Here is a 17,144-nt window from a genome sequence, read left to right on the forward strand (position 1 = left end):
GGATTTCAGCATGGTGCATCATAGGGATCATGTCGGCGCCTCCCTAGTACTCCGGTTCGGATGTTCGTGTCTTCCCATTCGCCTGGCCGGATACACCGACCTTCTGCAGGTAGGCGATAATATCGTGACGAGAGGGAGCATCGAGTACACGAACCGGCATGCGCGCTCCAGGCACCGCCTTCTTGGGATCGGCCAGCCATTGGTCGAGTTTGTCCACCGACCAGACAAGGCCAGCGTTCCGCAGCGCTGCTGAATAATTGTAGCGGGCAACCGAGCCGGCGGTGCGTCCGACCACCCCTCCAAGCATCGGTCCGATCTTGTTGCGATCCAAGGCGTGGCACGCTGTACACCGCTGGGTGAAGAGCTCGCGGCCGTGGATCGCGTCCGGTGCGGCATCGGCAAGAAAGCGCGCGAGATCCTTTGCTTGCGACGGACTTGCCGAGCGGCCGAACGTGTAGCTTAGTGTGATCGTATCAACGTGATCCATGTCCGAGTCTTTCGAAAAGGCCGGATCGACATAGAAAACGACGGGCATGTCGACCCTTTGATGTGGATCGAGACGCTCCTCGTTGAAGCAGAAGCACTGAATCTTGTTGAAGTAGATGCCGCTCGTTGGTGGCGTGACATTGAAGGTCGCATGTCCCACCGTCGCCTGATCGCTCAGGTTCTCGGCGCTGAAGAATACGAGCTTTTGTTCGCCGAGGTGAACGGTCACGGAGCGCTGTTCCGGCTCGAACCGCCACGGCAGGCCGGGTGATACGTTGCTATCGAAGGCAACCGTTACAGTTTTCTGTGACGTGCTTGCGGGATCGCCATAGGCTCTTTGCGTCGTTCCTCCGTAACCGGTTGCGCCGCAGAACGCTCGATACAATTCCGGCGAGTAGGCCACCAGGCCGCACATGATTGCCAAGGTGATGAAGCATGGTACGAGAACGTTCAGGTTCTTCCGACGGCGTGATTGCATTGTCGTCTCGCAGAAGTCGGGCGCCAGTCAACTACTGGCACTTCTCGACGATCTTGTGATTGTTACTGTTGGTGGTGAAGTAGAGATTCCGAGTTTCTCGGGAATTTAGCCAGAAGTGCGGCTCGGTGCGCGCGCGCTCGTTGTTGGAAGGATCGGAGCAGATGTAGACGTGATTGTCGCACCCGTTTCCCGATGCGACGCATGATCGGCCAGGAGCAGATGGCGGCGATACTCGTATTCGATCAAGCTGAAGCAGTCGCAGCTCAACTTCGACAGTCCGACGGCGTCTTCAACTGTTATGCAGCCTCGTCTGGTCGACAGGGTTCCTTCCTTCTGCAGGCCTTCAAGGCACTCCGTCACGCTGGCGCGCCGCACCCCTAGCAGTTCCGCCAACATCATGTGGGTGAGCGGCATGTTATCCGTGCCCAGCGAGCTGCGAGCGACGAGCAACCAGCGGACAAGCCTCTGTCTGAGATCGTGATAGGAATTGCAAGCTCCCGATTGCGAGGTCTGCACGAGGACGGCGGCCAGATATCGCTCCACGACTGAGCGCAAATACGGGAGATTCTCAAGAATCTTCGAGAAATCACTGGTTTTGACTCGTAACGCTTCCCCGTCCACCTGAACGGTCCTGCGGTGCAGAGGCGCCGACTTGGCTGCAAGCAGAACTGGCGCGCCAACCAGGCCTTCCGACCCAATCAGCCAGACTTCGACAAATTTGTCCTGATCGACGCGAGCGGCCACCGAGACGAGTCCGCTTTCGACGAAATAGACGTACTCCATCGGCAGCCGGTAATGATGGAGGACCTGATGGCGACGGAGCTGAATGCGCTCGCAAACGCCGACAATGCCCGCGAGCTCCTCAGCCGGGATCAGACGAAGCAGCTTGTTCCGAACCTCTTCCACCATTCGCTCTTTCGGTTGTCGTGCATAGCAACCATTGTGCTGGAGCGCCATCCGAGCGTATTGGCAGTTGCATAGACACACAAGTTTTGCCCCGACGCAGCATGTTGTCGCATGGGGATCTCAAATCTCGAAGTTCCTCTCGACCGACTAAAGTATGAAAAATGTGGGAGGGTCAGAGGCAATTGTTCGTTACGGTCGCTTTTCCGGAACGCGTCAGTACGCTAGCGTACAGTTCCTTCAGCGACGGGTCGGGGTCATTCGCTTTGCCGGCATTGTTGGATTCGTCGAGACGTGGGATGTAGAGCCGGCTGTTTCGGTGCTGCTATGAACTTTATGCTTGGCGTCACCGCTCTGCCGCACCTGCCGTCCGAGATCGTCGATGTCCGAAGAGCTGCTATCCGAGGAGGTCCGCGACTTGATTCTGCGGCATATCGATACAGTGGCTCAGCTGGAAGCCCTTCTGTTCTTGCGCGAGCGGCCGGCCGAGGAATGGAACGCGATTGCCGTTGCAAAACGCCTGTACGCACCACCCGCAGAAATGGGCGCTGCTCTCGCCGGACTTGCCAGCGCCGGATTCTTGAGGCGGCAGAATCAGCTTTATCGCTACGCTCCGACATCCAGCGACGGAGCGACGGTGGACGCGCTGGCGAAAGCCTATGCGCGTCAGCTGATTACCATTACCAATCTCATCCATTCGAAGCCGCGCGGTATCCGGGCGTTCTCGGATGCCTTTAAGTTTCGGAAGGACTAGGTCGCCCATGGCCGCGGCGATCTACAGTCTCTGTGCGATCACCAGCGCTTTGTGCGCGTGGTTACTCATTCGCGCTTATCGCGCGACCACCTCCCGCTTGTTGTTATGGAGTTCGATCTGCTTTGCCGGGCTTGTATTGAACAATGTGGCGCTCTGGATGGACAAGCTGGTGTTCCCTGCGACAGACCTCTCGATACTCAGGACGAGCATCGCGCTGTTGTCGACGCTGGTTCTTCTGTACGGCCTGATCTGGGAGGATTAGAGATGGAGCACGTCGCTGACATCTTGGCCGGCGCCGCAGCGACGGCATCGCTTGCGGTTGCCGGGTTCTTCGCAAAGTTCTGGCGCCGGACGCGGGATTCTCTCTTTCTGTTGTTTGCAGCAGCATTCACGATCGATGCGTTGGCACGTCTTGTGTTGAGTGCGGTTCAGGTCTCCGATACGGCCGAGCCCATCTATTATCTGCCGCGTCTCGTAATGTTTGGCCTGATCGCCGTTGCGATCGCCCGCAAGAATGCGCCAGGTAAAGGCGGATAGTTGAAGGCGCTGCCGAGCCCCGATTATCGGCGTGGCCGCACGCGAGAATTCTAGCCACAAACCCTGTACGATCCCGTACCGATTGAGACTTCAGTCTGCTTTAGCGATTGCTCCATGCCAAACCATTAAGGAATATCGCGGATTGGGGGGGCTCATGAACGAATCAAATCAATCCGTATTGCAATTTCCGCAAAGCCATTGCGTATTCTGCACGAATAAAACGCCGCATGTACATGAGCGGCTGGCAGTCAATGGAAAGCAGGTCGTGCGCTCGCTCTGTCTCATGTGCAAAAGAGAGCAGCCCAAAGAAAGATATGAAGCCTGATCCAGCTACGAAAGATCTCAGGGCAGGCGGAAAGAAGCGGCGGTATGAGCGCTATTGGAAATGTTCTGGACGAGCACGAACGTCGCGTAGCGGCGATTACCGCGATAGCGATCGAAGTCGGAGCCCTCGTTTTGAGTGAGAGCGCGGGCGAGCCAACGTCAACAGTCAATCCGAACGCTGAGAAGTTAGTTTATGCCAAGGCTTTCCGGGCCTGGGCAGATGGCGCAATTGAAGGAATTGCAGAAGATATATTCGAGACAGTGGGAGAGGTTCTGGATGCCTAGAGTGGGACCAGCTAACGTGGGAAGGGCTGACTGACCATCAGCGGATGGCGATCCAGGAGTGGCGTTGCGGCTTGTCCAATGATGGACTGGACCGACCGACGTGTCGCGGCGAGAAAGCGGCAGTCTACAACGCGCGGTGCTTGAAGCAGACCCCTCGCGCGAAGACCACGCGTCCGACCTTGCTGCGCCAGGCGACATGGTCACGAATGCATTGGACCGGCTGATCGATAGGGTCTCGATCGCAAGCTAGGAGCCAAGAGGCAAAGCATCCTATTGATTGTATTGGAAAATAGCTGATGCCCAATCAGCGGGTCCCAGGTTCGAGCCCTGGTGCGCCGACCAAATAATGGGTTGAAGCCTGTTCGTTTCTTCTCGCGCGCGGCCGGATCCGAGCCGAGGCGAGAAAACCTGCGAAGTCGAGTCGGCACGCTCCGACAATCAAATAAAAGCAACTGAAGTCGTTCGCGAGCTGAAAAGGGAAGCCGGCAAGCGCCGGCGCCTCGATCGCTGCGACATCGTAGCGCGCGAACGGAAGGCGGCCGGGATTGTTCCGCGCCAGCCAGTTGTTGGTGAGCCGGCGTACGATTGTGCGTAAGCATCCGGTGAGTACCGCGGAGCGGTTATTCAGGCGGCTTGGTTGACTTGGTTGTTTCGGTTGCGCCAATTCCAGGGCAGAAGTTCGTCGAGCTGTTGGAGCGGATGTGCAGCGATGCGCGCCAGGACGTCGGCGAGCCAGGCTTGTGGATCGACGTCGTTCATTTTGGCTGTGACGATGAGGCTGTACATCATCGCGGCCCGGTCGCCGCCGCGGTCGGAGCCACAGAACAGCCAAGACTTCCGCCCCAAAGCGATGCCGCGCAGGGCTCGTTCGGCGGCGTTGTTCGACAGGCAGATGCGGCCGTCCTCAAGGAAGCGGGTGAACGAGCCCCAGCGCTTGAGCATGTAGTCCATCGCCTTGGCAACGTCGTTGCGCCGAGAGAGCTTGGCGCGTTGCTCACGCATCCATCCTTCCAAATCGGCGGCGAGCGGCGCGCTGAGCTCCTGGCGCACGGCCCGGCGCCGCTCGGGCTTCTCGCCGTTGATGCCGCGCTCGATCTCGAACAAGGCATCGATCCGGCGGACTGCTTCCAGCGCCAGCGGCGAGATCACCGCAGGCTTTCTGCCCTGTACCTTGCGGCGCGCATTTTCCGCCAGATCAGCCATTACGAAGAACGGTCGCCGGGCATGGACCCAACACGCGGCTTCCAGGATCGGACCTGCGTTGCGGCCCGCCTCGTAAAGCTTGCCATAGCCGCTATAGGCATCGGCCTGGAAGATGCCGCTGTAGCCGGCTAGATGGGCTTGGGGATGCTCGCCGGCGCGATCGCGCGAGTAATAAAACACTGTCCCCGGCGGGGCTTGGCCGCCAAACGGCTTGTCGTCGCGCACATAGACCCAGATTCGACCGGTATCGGTCTTGCCTTTGGCCAGGACCGGCACCGTCGTGTCATCTCCGTGCAATCGCTCGGCGCTCAGCACGTGGGCCTCGAGGCGCTTGAACAAAGGCATCAGCGCCGCCGTGCAGCCACCAACCTGGTCGGCCAGGGTCGACAGGCTGAGCGGCACGCCCTCTTTAGCATAGCGCTCGGCCTGCCGGTTTAGCGGCTGGTGCTGACCGAACTTCTCGAACAGCACCATTGCCAGCAAGCTGGGGCCGGCCCAACCACGAGCGATGACGTGGAACGGCGCCGGGGCCTGGCTGATTTTCTCGCAATCACGGCAGCTGAACTTCTCCCGGACGTGCTGGATCACCTTCCAGGATTTCGGGATCACCTCCAGCGTCTCGGTGATGTCCTCGCCAAGCTTGGACAGCCGCAAACCGCCGCAGCAGATGCACGACGTCGGTCCCGGCACGAGCACCCGCTCGCGAGGCAGATGCTCCGGGAACGGCTGGCGCGACGGCCGCTTGCGCGTGAACGAGGCCACCTTTGTCGTCTTGGCCGCGGCCATTTCGGCAGCGAGTTCGTCCTCAGTCGCTGAAGCCTCGAGCTCCTCCAACGTCAGTTCGAGCTGATCCAGCAGCCTTGCGGTACGCTCCGAGCGAGGGCCATGGCGATCACGGTTCAGCTTTTTGATCTGCAGCTTCAGGTGAGCGATCAGCGCATGGTCGTCGGACTGCTGGGCGCGAACGCTGGCGAGTTCGGCACGCGTCGCCAGCAACGCCGCTTGGAGCGCCTCAATATCTTCCGGCAGCTTCTCGGGACCGTCACCCATGCATCGATGGAATCACAAAAACCGCGATTTGGCGCGCGCTTTTTGCAATCTCACGGGACTATTGCGCAACCTATCCGGCGCTCTGCGGCCGCCAGCTGTGTTGCGGATTGCGCCAGTCGATCGCCTCCAGCAAATAGCCCATCTGAGCTGCCGTCAGCGACACCACCCCATCCACCGTCGCGGGCCAGATGAAGCGCCCATGGTCCAGCCGTTTGGCGTAGAGCGATAGCCCGATCCCGTCGTGCCAAAGCGCCTTGATCAGTGTGCCAGCACGACCACGGAACACGAAGACGTCGCCGGCAAAAGGATCTCGCCCCAGCCCCTCCTGCACCAGCAATGCCAGACCCTGCATGCCTTTGCGCATGTCAGTGTGACCGGTCGCGATCCAGATTCTTGCCCCTGCCGCGATCGGGATCATCGCCGCTCCAGCAGATCCAACACGCGAGACAACGCGGTCATATCAACGCCGGCGTCCACGATCACCCGACAGCCCTTGCCGATGACAATCTCCATGCGTCCGCTCGCTGGCCCCGCCAAAGCTATTGGCGGCACCGGCGGTTGGTCCGCCATCACCGTCGCAGGCACAAAGGCTGGCTGAGGCTGTTCAATGTCGTTCGTCCGCGCCCCAAACGATCGTCGCCAAGTCAACAAGAGCGAGCGAGAGATGCCATACCGTCGTGCCGTCGACGAGACCGCGCGCGGTGCTTGCAAACTCTCCAGGACGATTTTGAGCTTCTCATCATCGGTCCAGCGCCGGCGGCGGCCGGTCTCGACAACCTCGAACCGTTCGATCTGAGTACTGAATTTATTGCTGTCCATAAGGGCTGTTACACAGCACCTGCATCAACCCGACAAGGCGGCCCTCACCGGAGGGAGACGATTGTGCCGCCGATCCACGACATCAGCACGTTATCGCGTGGCGGTCGCGATGCAGATTGCGCCAGTTCCGGCCGGCGACGATCTTGCGCACGGCGACAGCGCGAGCGTCGAGAGGAAGGTGCCGTCAGCGATCGTCGCAGGCGCGTGAGGAATTGTGCGGGAGAAAAAGATCGCGATCTGTTCTGAGAGCGGGGCGAAGCCACTGCTGGTCAGGGCTGTTGTCGCGCATGGCTCTCGCCCACCGCTTCGCCTGCTTCGGCGACGATGTCCGGCAAAATGGCAAGGGAGTTTGCGCTGCCACAAACATGAAAGAAGCGGGTGGAGCGATAGTACATTTGCAAAACGGGAAAGTCTCGGATGCCGCCCGGGCCGGACGATTTGGTGGATGAGGTGATGAGGAGCCATCCGGCGACGATACGAGCGTTCCTGGATTTCAGAATGAGTTGCGTCGGCTGTCCGATCGCCTGTTTCCACACGGTCCTCGATGCGTGCGTCGAGCATGACGTCGATTGCGAAGAGTTCCTGCGGGCCTTGCGCAAAGCGGCTCTTGGTCAGGCGGGTGGACGCCTCTGACGGGAAAAATCAGGGCGAAGGTTGAGCCCGATTTGATCAAGGTCAAAAAGGCGCGACGGCGGATGATGAAGAATTGAGCAACGAGATCATAATCATTTCAGGGACGAAACCATGGCAGCGCCGACCCCGGTCGATCTCGACATCGTCGCCCAGATACCGGTCTTCAGCGGACTGAAGCCCGGGACGCTGGCGGTGCTTCTGGGCGAGGCCACCGTCCTCAACCTGCGGCAAGGGCGCGCATTGTTTCGGCAGGGTGAGCAGGCGCAGGCGTTCTTCGTCATCATGGAGGGCTGGATCAAGCTCTATCGCGTTACGCCTGCCGGCGATGAGGCCGTCCTCAACGTGCTGACTCGGGGCGAGAGCTTCGCCGAAGCGGTTACGTTCACGTCCGGCCGCTATCCCGCAACGGCCAGCGCTGTTACTCTGGCCAGGGTGATGATGATCCCTGCGGATCACGTCGTGAACTGCATTCGAGAGATGCCCGACGTCGCGATCGCGATGATCGCCTCGACCTCGCAGCATCTGCAACGGATGGTCCAGCAAATCGAGCAGCTGATGGCGCACAGCGCAACGCAGCGGGTCGCCGAGTTCCTGGTCTCGCTCGCGCCCCGTGCCAAGGGGCCGTGCCGGATCACGCTACCTTACGATAAGTCATTGATTGCCGGCAGGCTCGGCCTCAAGCCGGAATCGCTGTCGCGCGTGTTCGCCAAGTTGCGCGCCGCCGGCGTCGACGTGCACGCTTCCACCGTGGAGGTGCGCGACATGGCGCAACTCTGCAAGCTGGTGGCATGCGATCGGACCATGGCGCGTTGTCCCGTCAAGCCGAGGCCGATCTGCGCCCAGCCGCCGCGCCCGCTCGATCTTGACTCTAAATCGATGCTTGCCGGAGCAGGCTCCTGATCCTCGGCAGGATGCTCTCGCGCCAGGCCGCGGTGCCGAATTTCCGTTCGACGATCTCGTGGTCGGACACCACCAGCCACAGCGGTACGCCATCGCTGCGCTTTAGTTCGCCGCGATAGCTGCGCAGCTCGTCCGGCCAGTTCTCGTCGGCCAGCACGTCGGCGAGATGCGGTGACTTGACCTCGCGATAGCGGACGCGATGAAACTCCGCCGACGCGAGAAAGCTGGCGCCGTCTCCCATCTGCCAGGCGCGGCAGGGTGCGCAATCCTCGGCGCCGACATAAAGCAGCATGATGTCATGCGCGCGCGCCGGTCGGCCGAAATAGTCACCCCAGGCGACCACCATTGCGCCTGCGATGACCGCGATCAGCACGCTGGCGCCCACAAGCCGACGGCCGCGTTGCAGCAAATTGCGATCGGGCTCGGCGTCGGTCGGTGGCTCCATGACGCCATTATTTCTGTTGCGCGCTGCGCCATCCTTAACCGCGGTCAAGGATCGCTGCGGCGGAGCACGTAAATTTGGTGCGACATCTCCGATGGAGTCTGCCGATGCCGCCCATTGAAACCGATGCGCCGAAGCAGGACCGCGCCGAGCGCGTCCCGGTGATGCAGCGCATTCTAGATAATCCGTTCCTGCTGCTGTTCCTGGGGATCACGCTGCCGACCGTGCTCTACGTCATCTGGGGGGTCATGGAAGTCGCTTCCATTCCGCTGGCCAAATAAAGCGGCAGCCGAGTGTCGCGGCGCGCGTCGCCCTATCGTCAACACAGGAAACATCGATCATGGCTGCCACACCTCCCGAGCAACGGATCTGGTGGAATGAACCCATCGAACGGGTCGAACTGATCTGGATCTTCATAGCCTTCCTGTGGGGGCTGTTCATGTTCGGCTTCATGATCGCCTGGCACTTCATCGGCCAGCAGAACCTGAGCAAGGAAGCCTATCGTATCGCGCCGACCGCCTACGAGCAGAAGGTCGAGAACTTCGCCAAGCAGTTTCAGGTGCGCGAGGAGCAGGGCATCCCTGTGGTCAAACCGAAACCGGGAGCCGACGTCTACCTGCTTGCCCGTCTTTGGCAGTGGTGGCCGATCCTCGAGCTGGAGAAGGGCCAGAGCTACCGCATCCATCTCTCCTCGATCGACTGGCAGCACGGCTTCTCGCTGCAACCGACCAACATCAACATCCAGGTTCATCCCGGCTACGAGCACGTCATCTCGCTGACGCCGACCGAGAGCGGCGCCTTCGGAATCGTGTGCAACGAGTTCTGCGGGATCGGTCACCACACCATGACCGGCAAGATTTACGTCACCGACAAGAAGCAGGCCGCGGCCGATCAGCGCCTGGCCGAGCAGAGGTAGCAACATGACCGCTGAAACCGTCATCGGAGCCGTCGGCCGCCAGGCCGAATTCCGCACCTGCCAGTACACCGGGCTGAAGGTCGATACGGCGGCGCAGACCCTGATCAAGGCCAACGCCGTCGCCGCGGTCGTCTTCCTGGCGATCGGCGGCCTGATGGGCCTCCTGGTCGCGCTGACTCGCTGGCCGGCCGTGCATCTGTTGCCGGCTGACTGGTTCTACCTGATCCTGACCGGGCACGGCGCCAACGTGCTGCTGTTCTGGATCATCTTCTTCGAGATCGCGGTGCTCTACTTCGCTTCCGCGGTCCTGCTCAATTGCCGTCTGGCGACGCCGAAGCTCGCCTGGCTGGGCTTCGTGCTGATGGTGGTCGGCGCGCTCATGACCAACGTGACGGTGCTGCAAGGCGATTCCAGCGTGATGTTCACCTCCTACCCGCCGATGCAGGCCAAGCCGAACTTCTATCTCGGTATCGTCCTGTTCGCGGTCGGCGCGCTGATCGGCTGCATCATCTTCTTTGCGACGCTGGTGATCGCGAAAGAGGAGGGGACCTATGAGGGCTCGATTCCGCTGGTGACCTTCGGCGCGCTGACGGCTGCGATCATCGCGGTGTTCACCATCGCCACGGGCGCGATCATCCTGATCCCGACCTGGCTGTGGTCGCTTGGCCTGATCTCAGACATCGATCCGCTGATGTACAAGGTCGTGTGGTGGGCGATGGGCCATTCCTCGCAGCAGATCAACGTCTCGGCCCATGTCTCGCTGTGGTACCTGATCGGCGCTCTGCTGGTCGGCGCCAAGCCGCTGAGCGAGAAGGTCAGTCGTACCGCGTTCCTCATGTACATCCTATTCCTGCAGCTCGCCTCGGCGCACCACCTCCTCGCCGAGCCCGGCCTCGACGCGAGCTGGAAGATCGTCAACACCAGCTACATGATGTACCTGGCGGTGATGGGCTCGATGATCCACGGCCTGACCGTACCGGGCTCGATCGAGGCGGCGCAGCGCCGCAACGGCTTCAACCGCGGCGTGTTCGAATGGCTGCGCAAGGCGCCGTGGGGCAATCCGGCGTTTTCAGGCATGTTCCTGTCGCTGATCTTCTTCGGCTTCATCGGCGGCATCTCCGGCGTCGTGCTCGGCACCGAGCAACTCAACGTGCTCATGCACAACACCATCTACGTCCCCGGCCATTTCCATGGCACGGTGGTGGCCGGCACCACGCTGGCCTTCATGGCGGCGACCTATCTCGTGCTGCCGCTGATCTTCCAGCGCGAGATTGTCTGGCCGAAGCTTGCCAAGATCCAGCCCTATCTGTTCGGGATCGGTGCCGCAGGTATCTCGCTGTTCATGATGGGCGCCGGCACGCTGGGCGTGGCGCGGCGGCACTGGGACATCACCTTCAGCGACGCCAACCTGTCCTTCGCCTATTCAGCGGGGGCCTTCCTGATGATGGGGCTGAACGGCATCTTTGCGGTGATCGCGGCGATCGGCGGCATCATCTTCGTCCTGGTCGTCGTCGGCACCGTGCTGTTCGGCGAGAAGATCGAGAGCGGGCACAAGCTGACCTTTCCGCTGCATTCGGGCGGCGGCGCCGTCGCTTCGCATTACGGCAGCGAGGGCACGGTCAAGCTTCCGGGCACCATCATCCTGGTCGGGATCTTCTTCGTCTGCTTCGTCCTCTACTACTTCATCAACTGGAAATATCTTTCGGAGCTGTGGCTGTTCCGGTGATGGCCGTGGTCATGCGAGAGGGTAACAACATGCGTGCGACGGCGGCGACGGCGGTCTCGCTCCTCAAGCTCAGGATCGGCGTCGCCATCGCGGCCAGCGCGCTGGCCGGGGTCGCGGTCGCGAGCGGGCCGGCATTGTCCTGGTGGCAGGTTCTCGCCCTGTCGCTTTCGATCCTCGGCGCATCCGGTGCTGCGGGCGCCTTCAATCACTACTACGACCGCGACCTCGATCGCCTGATGGCGCGCACCCGCAACCGCCCGTTCGCCAGCGGCGCGTTCGGAGAGAGCATATGGTGGCCGGTGGCGTTCGTCGGCCTGCTTGCCGTGTCCCTCGGTCTTGCCTCGCTCACGGTCGGCCACATCGCTGCGGCCTACGTCTTCCTCGGCGCCTTTACTTACGGCATCGTCTACACCGTGTGGCTGAAGCGGCGCAGCACCTGGAACATCGTGGTCGGGGGGCTTGCCGGGAGCTTCGCCGTGCTGGCAGGAGCGGCCGCGGTCGATCCGTCGCCGCAGGTGGTGCCGACTGTGCTGGCGATCGTGCTGTTCCTGTGGACGCCGCCGCATTTCTGGAGTCTCGCGGCCGCCAAGGGGCAGGACTACGCCCGGGCGGGGATTCCGATGCTGCCGGTGGTGACGCCCGCGCGCGCCTGGACCATGGCGATCCTCGCCCATTCCGTGGCGCTGGCGCTGATTGCGTTGTTGCCGCTCTGGTTCGGCGAGGGGATTCTCTACGGCATCGGCGCGGCCGCTGGCGGCTCCTACTTCGTCTGGACCAGCATCCGGCTCTATAGCGACCCGTCGAAGGCCAACGCGATGGCCAATTTCTTCGCTTCGCTGCTGCAGCTTGGCCTGCTGGTCGCGGGCGCGTTGCTGGCCGGCGCGGCCGGGTATTGGTCATGACTCGCGGGTGTGCCGCGCTGGGGCTGGTCGCGATGCTGACCTGCTTGTCGGTCGCATCCGCTCGAGGCGCGCCCGCCTCGCCGGCACTCGATCCGGGCGCGGCGATCACCGCCGGCGAACGGGCGCTCGGACGCGTGATCGGTGACCATCGTCTCGTGGACACGACCGGTGCCCCGCTCTCCTTGCGCGACTATCGCGGCAAGCCGCTCGTCATCAGTCTGGTCTATTCGTCCTGCAGCTCGGTCTGTCCGCCGACAACCCAGCATCTGATCGACGCGGTCAACGAGGCGGGCCGCGTCTTCGGGCTGGGGCGCTTCGCCGTGCTGACCGTGGGCTTCGATGCGCGCAACGACACCGTCGTGCGCATGGCGCAATTCGCCTCGATGCAGGGCATCAAGCTCCCGAACTGGCGCACCGCCAGCGGCGATGCCGCGACCATCGAGGCGCTGCTGAACGATCTCGGCTTCAGCTACCGGGCCGTCGCCGGCGGCTTCGACCATCCGACCCAGACCACGATCGTGGACAGGGACGGCAAGGTCTACCGGCACGTCTACGGCGACGACTTTCCCTTCACGATGTTCATGGAGCCGATGAAGGACGTGGTCTACGGCACCATGACGCCGTTTTCGTTTGAGGGGCTGCTCGACCGCATCCGCTTCATCTGCACCGCCTACGATCCCGGGTCGCGCCGCTACCGCTTCGACTACGGGCTGGTGTTCGGTGGCGCCATCGCCGCGTTCTCCCTGCTCGCCATGGGCGGTCTGATCTTGAGGGAATGGATGCGTTCGGCGCAGGCATGAGCGGCGGGGTCGGATGAAACGGGTGATCTTGTGATTGGCGCGATCCGCAGCGCTCTCCGCACGGGCTTCGGCCTGATCGAACGTCCGTTCGATCGGCTGTTCTCGCCTGCGCTCAATCCTCTGGCGCAGCTCGGCGCGCTCGGCTTCTTCTTCTTCTGGATCGTCGCCGTCAGCGGCATCTACCTTTTCATCTTCTTCGACACCGGCATCGAGCGCGCCTATCAGTCCGTGGAATATCTCAGCCGGGACCACTGGTTCCATGCGGGGGTGATGCGCAGCTTCCACCGCTACGCCTCCGACCTCTTGGTGGTCATGGTCGCGGTCCACCTGCTGCGCGAATTCGCCTACGACCATTACCGCGGCGTCCGCTGGTTCTCCTGGTTCACCGGGCTGCCGATCATCTGGCTGCTCTATGCCTCGGGCATCACCGGGTACTGGCTGGTCTGGGACAAGCTCGCGCAATATGTCGCACTGGTCTCCTCCGAATTGCTGGACTGGCTGCCGGTGTTCGGCGAGCCGATCGCGCGCAACTTCATCGCCACGGGAACGCTGACCAGTCGCTTCTTCTCGCTGATGGTGTTCATGCACGTCGCGGTGCCGTTGTTCCTGCTGTTCATCATGTGGGTGCACATCCTGCGAATCTCGCGACCGAAGGTGAACCCGCCGCGTGCGCTCGCGCTGTTGTCGCTCGCCGCGCTGCTGGCGGTCTCGATCTGGAGACCCGCACTCTCGCAGGGCCACGCCGACCTCGCGAAAGTGCCGGCGGCGGTCGGCATCGACTGGCTGTACCTGCCGCTCTATCCCTTGACCACGCTTTGGGGCAACGGCGCGGTATGGGCGTTCCTCGGCGCATTCTCGCTGATGATCGCGCTGATGCCGTGGCTGCCGCCGCTGCGGCGCGCCAGGGCGGTCGAGGTTCATCTCGACCATTGCAACGGCTGCGCGCGCTGCGCGGAGGATTGTCCTTATGAGGCGATCCGCATGGTCAACAGGACCGACGGGCTGCCGTTTCCGACGCAGGCGCAGGTCAATCCCTCGCTCTGCGTATCCTGCGGCATCTGTGTCGGCTCCTGCCCGTCGTCGACGCCATTCCGGCGCACCGCGGATCTGCAAACCGGGATCGACTTGCCCGAATATCCGTTGAAGAATCTGCGCGAGAAGGTCGCGGCGACCGCCACCGGCCTGTCCGGGGCAGGTCGTGTGCTGGTGCTGGCGTGCGAACACGGGGCCGCCGCCGGGCGGTTGGATGGAACCGTGGTGCTGCCATGCGTGGCCATGGCGCCGCCGTCCCTGATCGACTTCATCCTCAGCCGAGATCTTGCCGACGGCGTGGTCGTGGCCGGCTGCGCCGAGAGCGCCTGCTACAACCGGCTCGGGGTCAAATGGACCGAGGAGCGTTTTGCCGCGCAACGCGATCCCTATTTGCGTGCCCGCGTGCCGCGCGACCGGATCGCGACGATCTGGGCTTCTGCGCTGGAGGTGCGCAGGGCGGAAGTGGAGATCGCGGCCTTTGTCGCAGAAATGGCCGGAAAGCCTCCGCTGCGCATGCGTTCTCCGCTGCCAGCCAGCGCCGCCGCGAAATCCGGTGAGACGCGCGAGCCGGCCGAGGCGAGGACCAAGTCATGAGCGGGGCGCTGCGCACGGCCGGTCGGTTCGTGGTCATCCTGGCGCTGTTCGCCGGCGTCGCCGTGTTGTCGAACTGGCCAGTCTACCACCAGATCTCCGACAATTCGGGCGCGGTGCTCCTGACCTTCGTGCACGGCGCCGACCGCAGGGGTGAGTGCCGCAGGCTCAGCCCCGAGGAGATCGCGAAGCTGCCGCCGAACATGCGGCGGGTGCAGGACTGTCCGCGCGTTCGCCGCGCGATCCATGTCGAACTCGACGTCGACGGCCGCAGCATCTTCCGGGCCGACCTGCCGCCCACGGGGATCGCGGGCGACGGACCGTCCAAGGTCTATCAGCGCTTCGTGCTGCCGGCCGGAAAGTACGACGTCGACGTGCGGATGCGCGATACCGCGCGCGCCGAGGGCTTCGACCACGAGCATCGCGAGACTGTGACGGTGGCGCCGTCGCAGCTCCTCGTCATCGACTACCGGCCTGAAAGCGGCGATTTCATCTTTCGGTGAGGAGAGCGTCATGGGCCTGTTGCACTGGGAAGACCGCTACAGCGTCGGCGTTGCGGCCGTGGACCACGAGCACCGGGAGCTGATCGAGCTGATCAACCGCCTCCATGCCGAGGCGACCGCGCAGCGTTCCAAGGACGCGGTGATCGGCTTCTTCGGCGACCTGTTCAAGGCGATCTCGTCGCATTTCGCGCTGGAGGAGCGCTTCATGCGCGAGCACGGCTACGACCAGCTCGTCCAGCACAAGAACGACCATGAGCGCCTGCTGGACGAGATCCGCGACCTCATGGAGGACTACGAAGCCAGCTCCAGGTTCGACGACCGCCTGCTCGCGAACGCGCTGGATGCCTGGTTCTCCCGGCATTTCGAAACCCATGATGCCCGATTGCACAAGGCGCTTGGCGCGCATTAGGGACCACGCAACCAGGTTCAACCCCGGAGATGAAGACATGAAACGGATATTGACCGCCATCGCCGTCGTCGCTGCGTCAGTGAGCGCAGCGGCCGCGGAGGACGTCGCTGCCGGTGCCACCGCGTTCAAGAAATGCGTGAGTTGCCACGACGTCGGCCCGACCGCGAAGAACAAGGTTGGGCCCGTCCTCAACGGCCTCGACGGCCGCAAATCGGGATCGATCGCGGGCTACAGCTATTCCGATGCGAACAAGAACTCGGGCATCACCTGGGACGAGGCGAACTTCCTGGACTACATCAAGGACCCCAAGGCCAAGGTGCCCGGCACCAAGATGGTGTTCGCCGGCATCAAGACCGAGGCTGAGGCCAAGAATCTCTGGGCTTACCTCAAGCAATACGACGCCGAGGGCAAGACCAAGTAGTCGTCGCGGACGCAGCCGCGGCGGAATCGTCGTTCAACCGGCGATGCCGTCATACGGTGCTTTGGACCAGCGCAGCCTGCGGCCATCCATGTCGACGGCCCAGATGGTGACATCCTCAAGTCTGGGCAGCAACGTCCGAATCTCGTCTGCCGACGCAATGGAGAGCGCGGTCGACAGCGCGTCGGCGACGGCTGCGGATGCGTGGTGCACGGTGATCGTGCGCCAATGCGCCGCGCTGCGGCCGCTGCGCGGGTCGAACAGATGATGCGCGGCGCCGTCGGCTCCCAGCACGCAGCCCGAGCCTTCCGACGTCGCCAGCGCGCCCCGCGCGAGCCGGATGGGCGCGGCATCCCGGCGTGCGACCAGCCAGGGCGATCCGTCGCGCCGCGGCGTCAGGGCGCGCTGCTCGCCAAGGTCGACCAGGATGTTGGTGAGGCCCTTCGCAGCGAGCAGTTCTACCACGCGATCGGTGACATAGCCCTGGCCGAGGCCGTTGAGCGTGAGACGCTGGCCGTCGCCGAGACGCAACGCGTCCCGCGCGAGCCGGATCCTGCGCCAGTCCACCGTCTGCCGAGCCAGCGCAATCACGTCATCGGGCGGCAGACCGGTGTGGTTGCGATTTCCGAACCAATCGACATGCGCTTCCCAGAGTGCCTGAACGGTCGGATCGAACAGCCCATTCGTGAAGTCGGCGACGCCCAGCGCCAGCGCAAGCGCGCGGTGCAGGTCGCCGCTCGGCTCCTCCAGCCGGCCCTCGCGGTTGAGGCGTCGCAACTCCGAGGCGTCGCGGAACAGGCTTAGCGCATTCTCCAGGCGTTCGATCTCCGCCTCGACCAGATCGACCACCTCGCGGGCGGTCTCGGCCGCTATCCCGTTGAACAGGATGCGCGCATCGGCGCCCATCGCCGTCCCTCGCCATTCGTAGTCGGCGGTCGCGGGACGGGCATGGCCCGCGACCGCACCGGCGGCTGCGGCTGCGAAGATGGTGATGGCGCGGCGGCGTGTCGGATGAACAGGAAGCATCGTCCTC

23 protein-coding genes are annotated in these 17,144 nt (G+C 62.9%); 15 read left to right on the forward strand and 8 right to left on the reverse strand.

What is annotated here, in order from left to right; genetic code table 11:
- Window positions 1-43: 43 nt before the first annotated feature.
- Together XH90_RS10390 and XH90_RS10395 are read right to left on the reverse strand one after the other, a co-directional pair.
- Entirely contained in the window at window positions 44-964 is a 921-nt protein-coding gene (locus tag XH90_RS10390; protein WP_194481039.1) for a cytochrome c oxidase assembly protein, read from the reverse strand.
- Between the two features lie 105 nt (window positions 965-1,069).
- Entirely contained in the window at window positions 1,070-1,873 is an 804-nt protein-coding gene (locus XH90_RS10395; protein ID WP_194481040.1) for a Crp/Fnr family transcriptional regulator, read from the reverse strand.
- Between the two features lie 376 nt (window positions 1,874-2,249).
- Here XH90_RS10395 and XH90_RS10400 point away from each other — a divergent pair, with 376 nt between their 5' ends.
- The 4 genes from XH90_RS10400 to XH90_RS10415 all read left to right on the forward strand — a co-directional run bounded on the left by XH90_RS10400 (window position 2,250) and on the right by XH90_RS10415 (window position 3,767).
- On the forward strand, window positions 2,250-2,621 hold the full coding sequence (locus XH90_RS10400; protein ID WP_194481042.1) for a hypothetical protein: 372 nt from the start codon (window positions 2,250-2,252) through the stop codon (window positions 2,619-2,621).
- A 7-nt stretch (window positions 2,622-2,628) separates the two neighbouring features.
- A complete protein-coding gene (locus XH90_RS10405; protein ID WP_194481043.1) occupies window positions 2,629-2,883 on the forward strand; it encodes a DUF5985 family protein in 255 nt (84 codons plus the stop codon).
- Window positions 2,884-2,885: 2 nt separating this feature from the next.
- Window positions 2,886-3,158 carry a DUF5985 family protein gene (locus tag XH90_RS10410; RefSeq protein ID WP_194481045.1) on the forward strand — a complete coding sequence of 91 codons (273 nt, stop codon included), beginning with the start codon at window positions 2,886-2,888 and terminating at the stop codon, window positions 3,156-3,158.
- Window positions 3,159-3,527: 369 nt separating this feature from the next.
- Window positions 3,528-3,767 carry a hypothetical protein gene (locus tag XH90_RS10415; RefSeq protein ID WP_194481046.1) on the forward strand — a complete coding sequence of 80 codons (240 nt, stop codon included), beginning with the start codon at window positions 3,528-3,530 and terminating at the stop codon, window positions 3,765-3,767.
- Window positions 3,768-4,391: 624 nt separating this feature from the next.
- On the opposite strand, the gene XH90_RS10420 is transcribed toward XH90_RS10415, so the two are convergent.
- The 4 genes from XH90_RS10420 to XH90_RS38895 all read right to left on the reverse strand — a co-directional run bounded on the left by XH90_RS10420 (window position 4,392) and on the right by XH90_RS38895 (window position 7,375).
- The gene (locus tag XH90_RS10420) at window positions 4,392-6,020 is read right to left on the reverse strand and encodes an IS66 family transposase (RefSeq protein ID WP_194481048.1); all 1,629 of its coding nucleotides are present in this window, start codon (window positions 6,018-6,020) and stop codon (window positions 4,392-4,394) included.
- A 70-nt stretch (window positions 6,021-6,090) separates the two neighbouring features.
- Window positions 6,091-6,438, reverse strand: coding sequence for an IS66 family insertion sequence element accessory protein TnpB (gene tnpB / locus XH90_RS10425; RefSeq protein WP_194481050.1), 348 nt, complete (start codon window positions 6,436-6,438; stop codon window positions 6,091-6,093).
- Complete coding sequence (locus XH90_RS10430; RefSeq protein ID WP_194481052.1) at window positions 6,435-6,839, reverse strand: transposase; 405 nt, start codon at window positions 6,837-6,839, stop codon at window positions 6,435-6,437. The genes tnpB and XH90_RS10430 overlap by 4 nt, the downstream gene beginning before the upstream one ends.
- A gap of 269 nt (window positions 6,840-7,108) precedes the next feature.
- Complete coding sequence (locus XH90_RS38895; protein ID WP_246755922.1) at window positions 7,109-7,375, reverse strand: hypothetical protein; 267 nt, start codon at window positions 7,373-7,375, stop codon at window positions 7,109-7,111.
- Between XH90_RS38895 and XH90_RS10435 the strand changes: the two genes are divergently transcribed.
- Together XH90_RS10435 and XH90_RS10440 are read left to right on the forward strand one after the other, a co-directional pair.
- Window positions 7,293-7,472, forward strand: a complete 180-nt coding sequence (locus XH90_RS10435) for a DUF1858 domain-containing protein (protein WP_246755862.1) — start codon at window positions 7,293-7,295, stop codon at window positions 7,470-7,472. The genes XH90_RS38895 and XH90_RS10435 overlap by 83 nt on opposite strands.
- 111 nt (window positions 7,473-7,583) lie before the next feature.
- Window positions 7,584-8,372 (forward strand): Crp/Fnr family transcriptional regulator, encoded by a 789-nt coding sequence (locus tag XH90_RS10440; protein ID WP_194481056.1) that lies wholly within the window; start codon window positions 7,584-7,586, stop codon window positions 8,370-8,372.
- On the opposite strand, the gene XH90_RS10445 is transcribed toward XH90_RS10440, so the two are convergent.
- Window positions 8,341-8,817: a hypothetical protein gene (locus XH90_RS10445; RefSeq protein ID WP_194481058.1), complete on the reverse strand. Its 477-nt coding sequence runs from the start codon at window positions 8,815-8,817 to the stop codon at window positions 8,341-8,343. The genes XH90_RS10440 and XH90_RS10445 overlap by 32 nt on opposite strands.
- A gap of 104 nt (window positions 8,818-8,921) precedes the next feature.
- Here XH90_RS10445 and XH90_RS10450 point away from each other — a divergent pair, with 104 nt between their 5' ends.
- Genes XH90_RS10450 through XH90_RS10490 form a run of 9 tightly spaced genes read left to right on the forward strand, consistent with a single transcriptional unit; the run spans window position 8,922 to window position 16,114 of the window.
- Entirely contained in the window at window positions 8,922-9,095 is a 174-nt protein-coding gene (locus tag XH90_RS10450; protein WP_194481060.1) for a hypothetical protein, read from the forward strand.
- Between the two features lie 59 nt (window positions 9,096-9,154).
- Entirely contained in the window at window positions 9,155-9,730 is a 576-nt protein-coding gene (locus XH90_RS10455; RefSeq protein WP_194481061.1) for a cytochrome C oxidase subunit II, read from the forward strand.
- 4 nt (window positions 9,731-9,734) lie between these two features.
- Window positions 9,735-11,456, forward strand: a complete 1,722-nt coding sequence (locus XH90_RS10460; RefSeq protein WP_194481063.1) for a cbb3-type cytochrome c oxidase subunit I — start codon at window positions 9,735-9,737, stop codon at window positions 11,454-11,456.
- A 29-nt stretch (window positions 11,457-11,485) separates the two neighbouring features.
- Window positions 11,486-12,358 (forward strand): heme o synthase, encoded by an 873-nt coding sequence (gene cyoE / locus XH90_RS10465; RefSeq protein WP_194481064.1) that lies wholly within the window; start codon window positions 11,486-11,488, stop codon window positions 12,356-12,358.
- Window positions 12,355-13,158: an SCO family protein gene (locus XH90_RS10470; RefSeq protein ID WP_194481066.1), complete on the forward strand. Its 804-nt coding sequence runs from the start codon at window positions 12,355-12,357 to the stop codon at window positions 13,156-13,158. The genes cyoE and XH90_RS10470 overlap by 4 nt, the downstream gene beginning before the upstream one ends.
- A 30-nt stretch (window positions 13,159-13,188) precedes the next feature.
- Window positions 13,189-14,784 carry a cytochrome b N-terminal domain-containing protein gene (locus tag XH90_RS10475; RefSeq protein ID WP_194481068.1) on the forward strand — a complete coding sequence of 532 codons (1,596 nt, stop codon included), beginning with the start codon at window positions 13,189-13,191 and terminating at the stop codon, window positions 14,782-14,784.
- Window positions 14,781-15,284, forward strand: a complete 504-nt coding sequence (locus XH90_RS10480; protein ID WP_194481070.1) for a hypothetical protein — start codon at window positions 14,781-14,783, stop codon at window positions 15,282-15,284. Before XH90_RS10475 ends, XH90_RS10480 begins: the two co-directional genes overlap by 4 nt.
- Window positions 15,285-15,294: 10 nt before the next feature.
- Window positions 15,295-15,693 (forward strand): bacteriohemerythrin, encoded by a 399-nt coding sequence (locus XH90_RS10485; protein WP_194481072.1) that lies wholly within the window; start codon window positions 15,295-15,297, stop codon window positions 15,691-15,693.
- A 37-nt stretch (window positions 15,694-15,730) separates the two neighbouring features.
- Window positions 15,731-16,114 (forward strand): cytochrome c family protein, encoded by a 384-nt coding sequence (locus tag XH90_RS10490; RefSeq protein ID WP_194481074.1) that lies wholly within the window; start codon window positions 15,731-15,733, stop codon window positions 16,112-16,114.
- Window positions 16,115-16,147: 33 nt separating this feature from the next.
- Here the strand turns inward: XH90_RS10490 and XH90_RS10495 are convergent, their stop codons facing one another.
- Window positions 16,148-17,137 (reverse strand): FAD:protein FMN transferase, encoded by a 990-nt coding sequence (locus tag XH90_RS10495; protein ID WP_194481075.1) that lies wholly within the window; start codon window positions 17,135-17,137, stop codon window positions 16,148-16,150.
- Between the last annotated feature and the right edge of the window lie 7 nt (window positions 17,138-17,144).

The organism is Bradyrhizobium sp. CCBAU 53338 (assembly GCF_015291665.1).
In the GTDB taxonomy this organism is placed as follows: domain Bacteria; phylum Pseudomonadota; class Alphaproteobacteria; order Rhizobiales; family Xanthobacteraceae; genus Bradyrhizobium.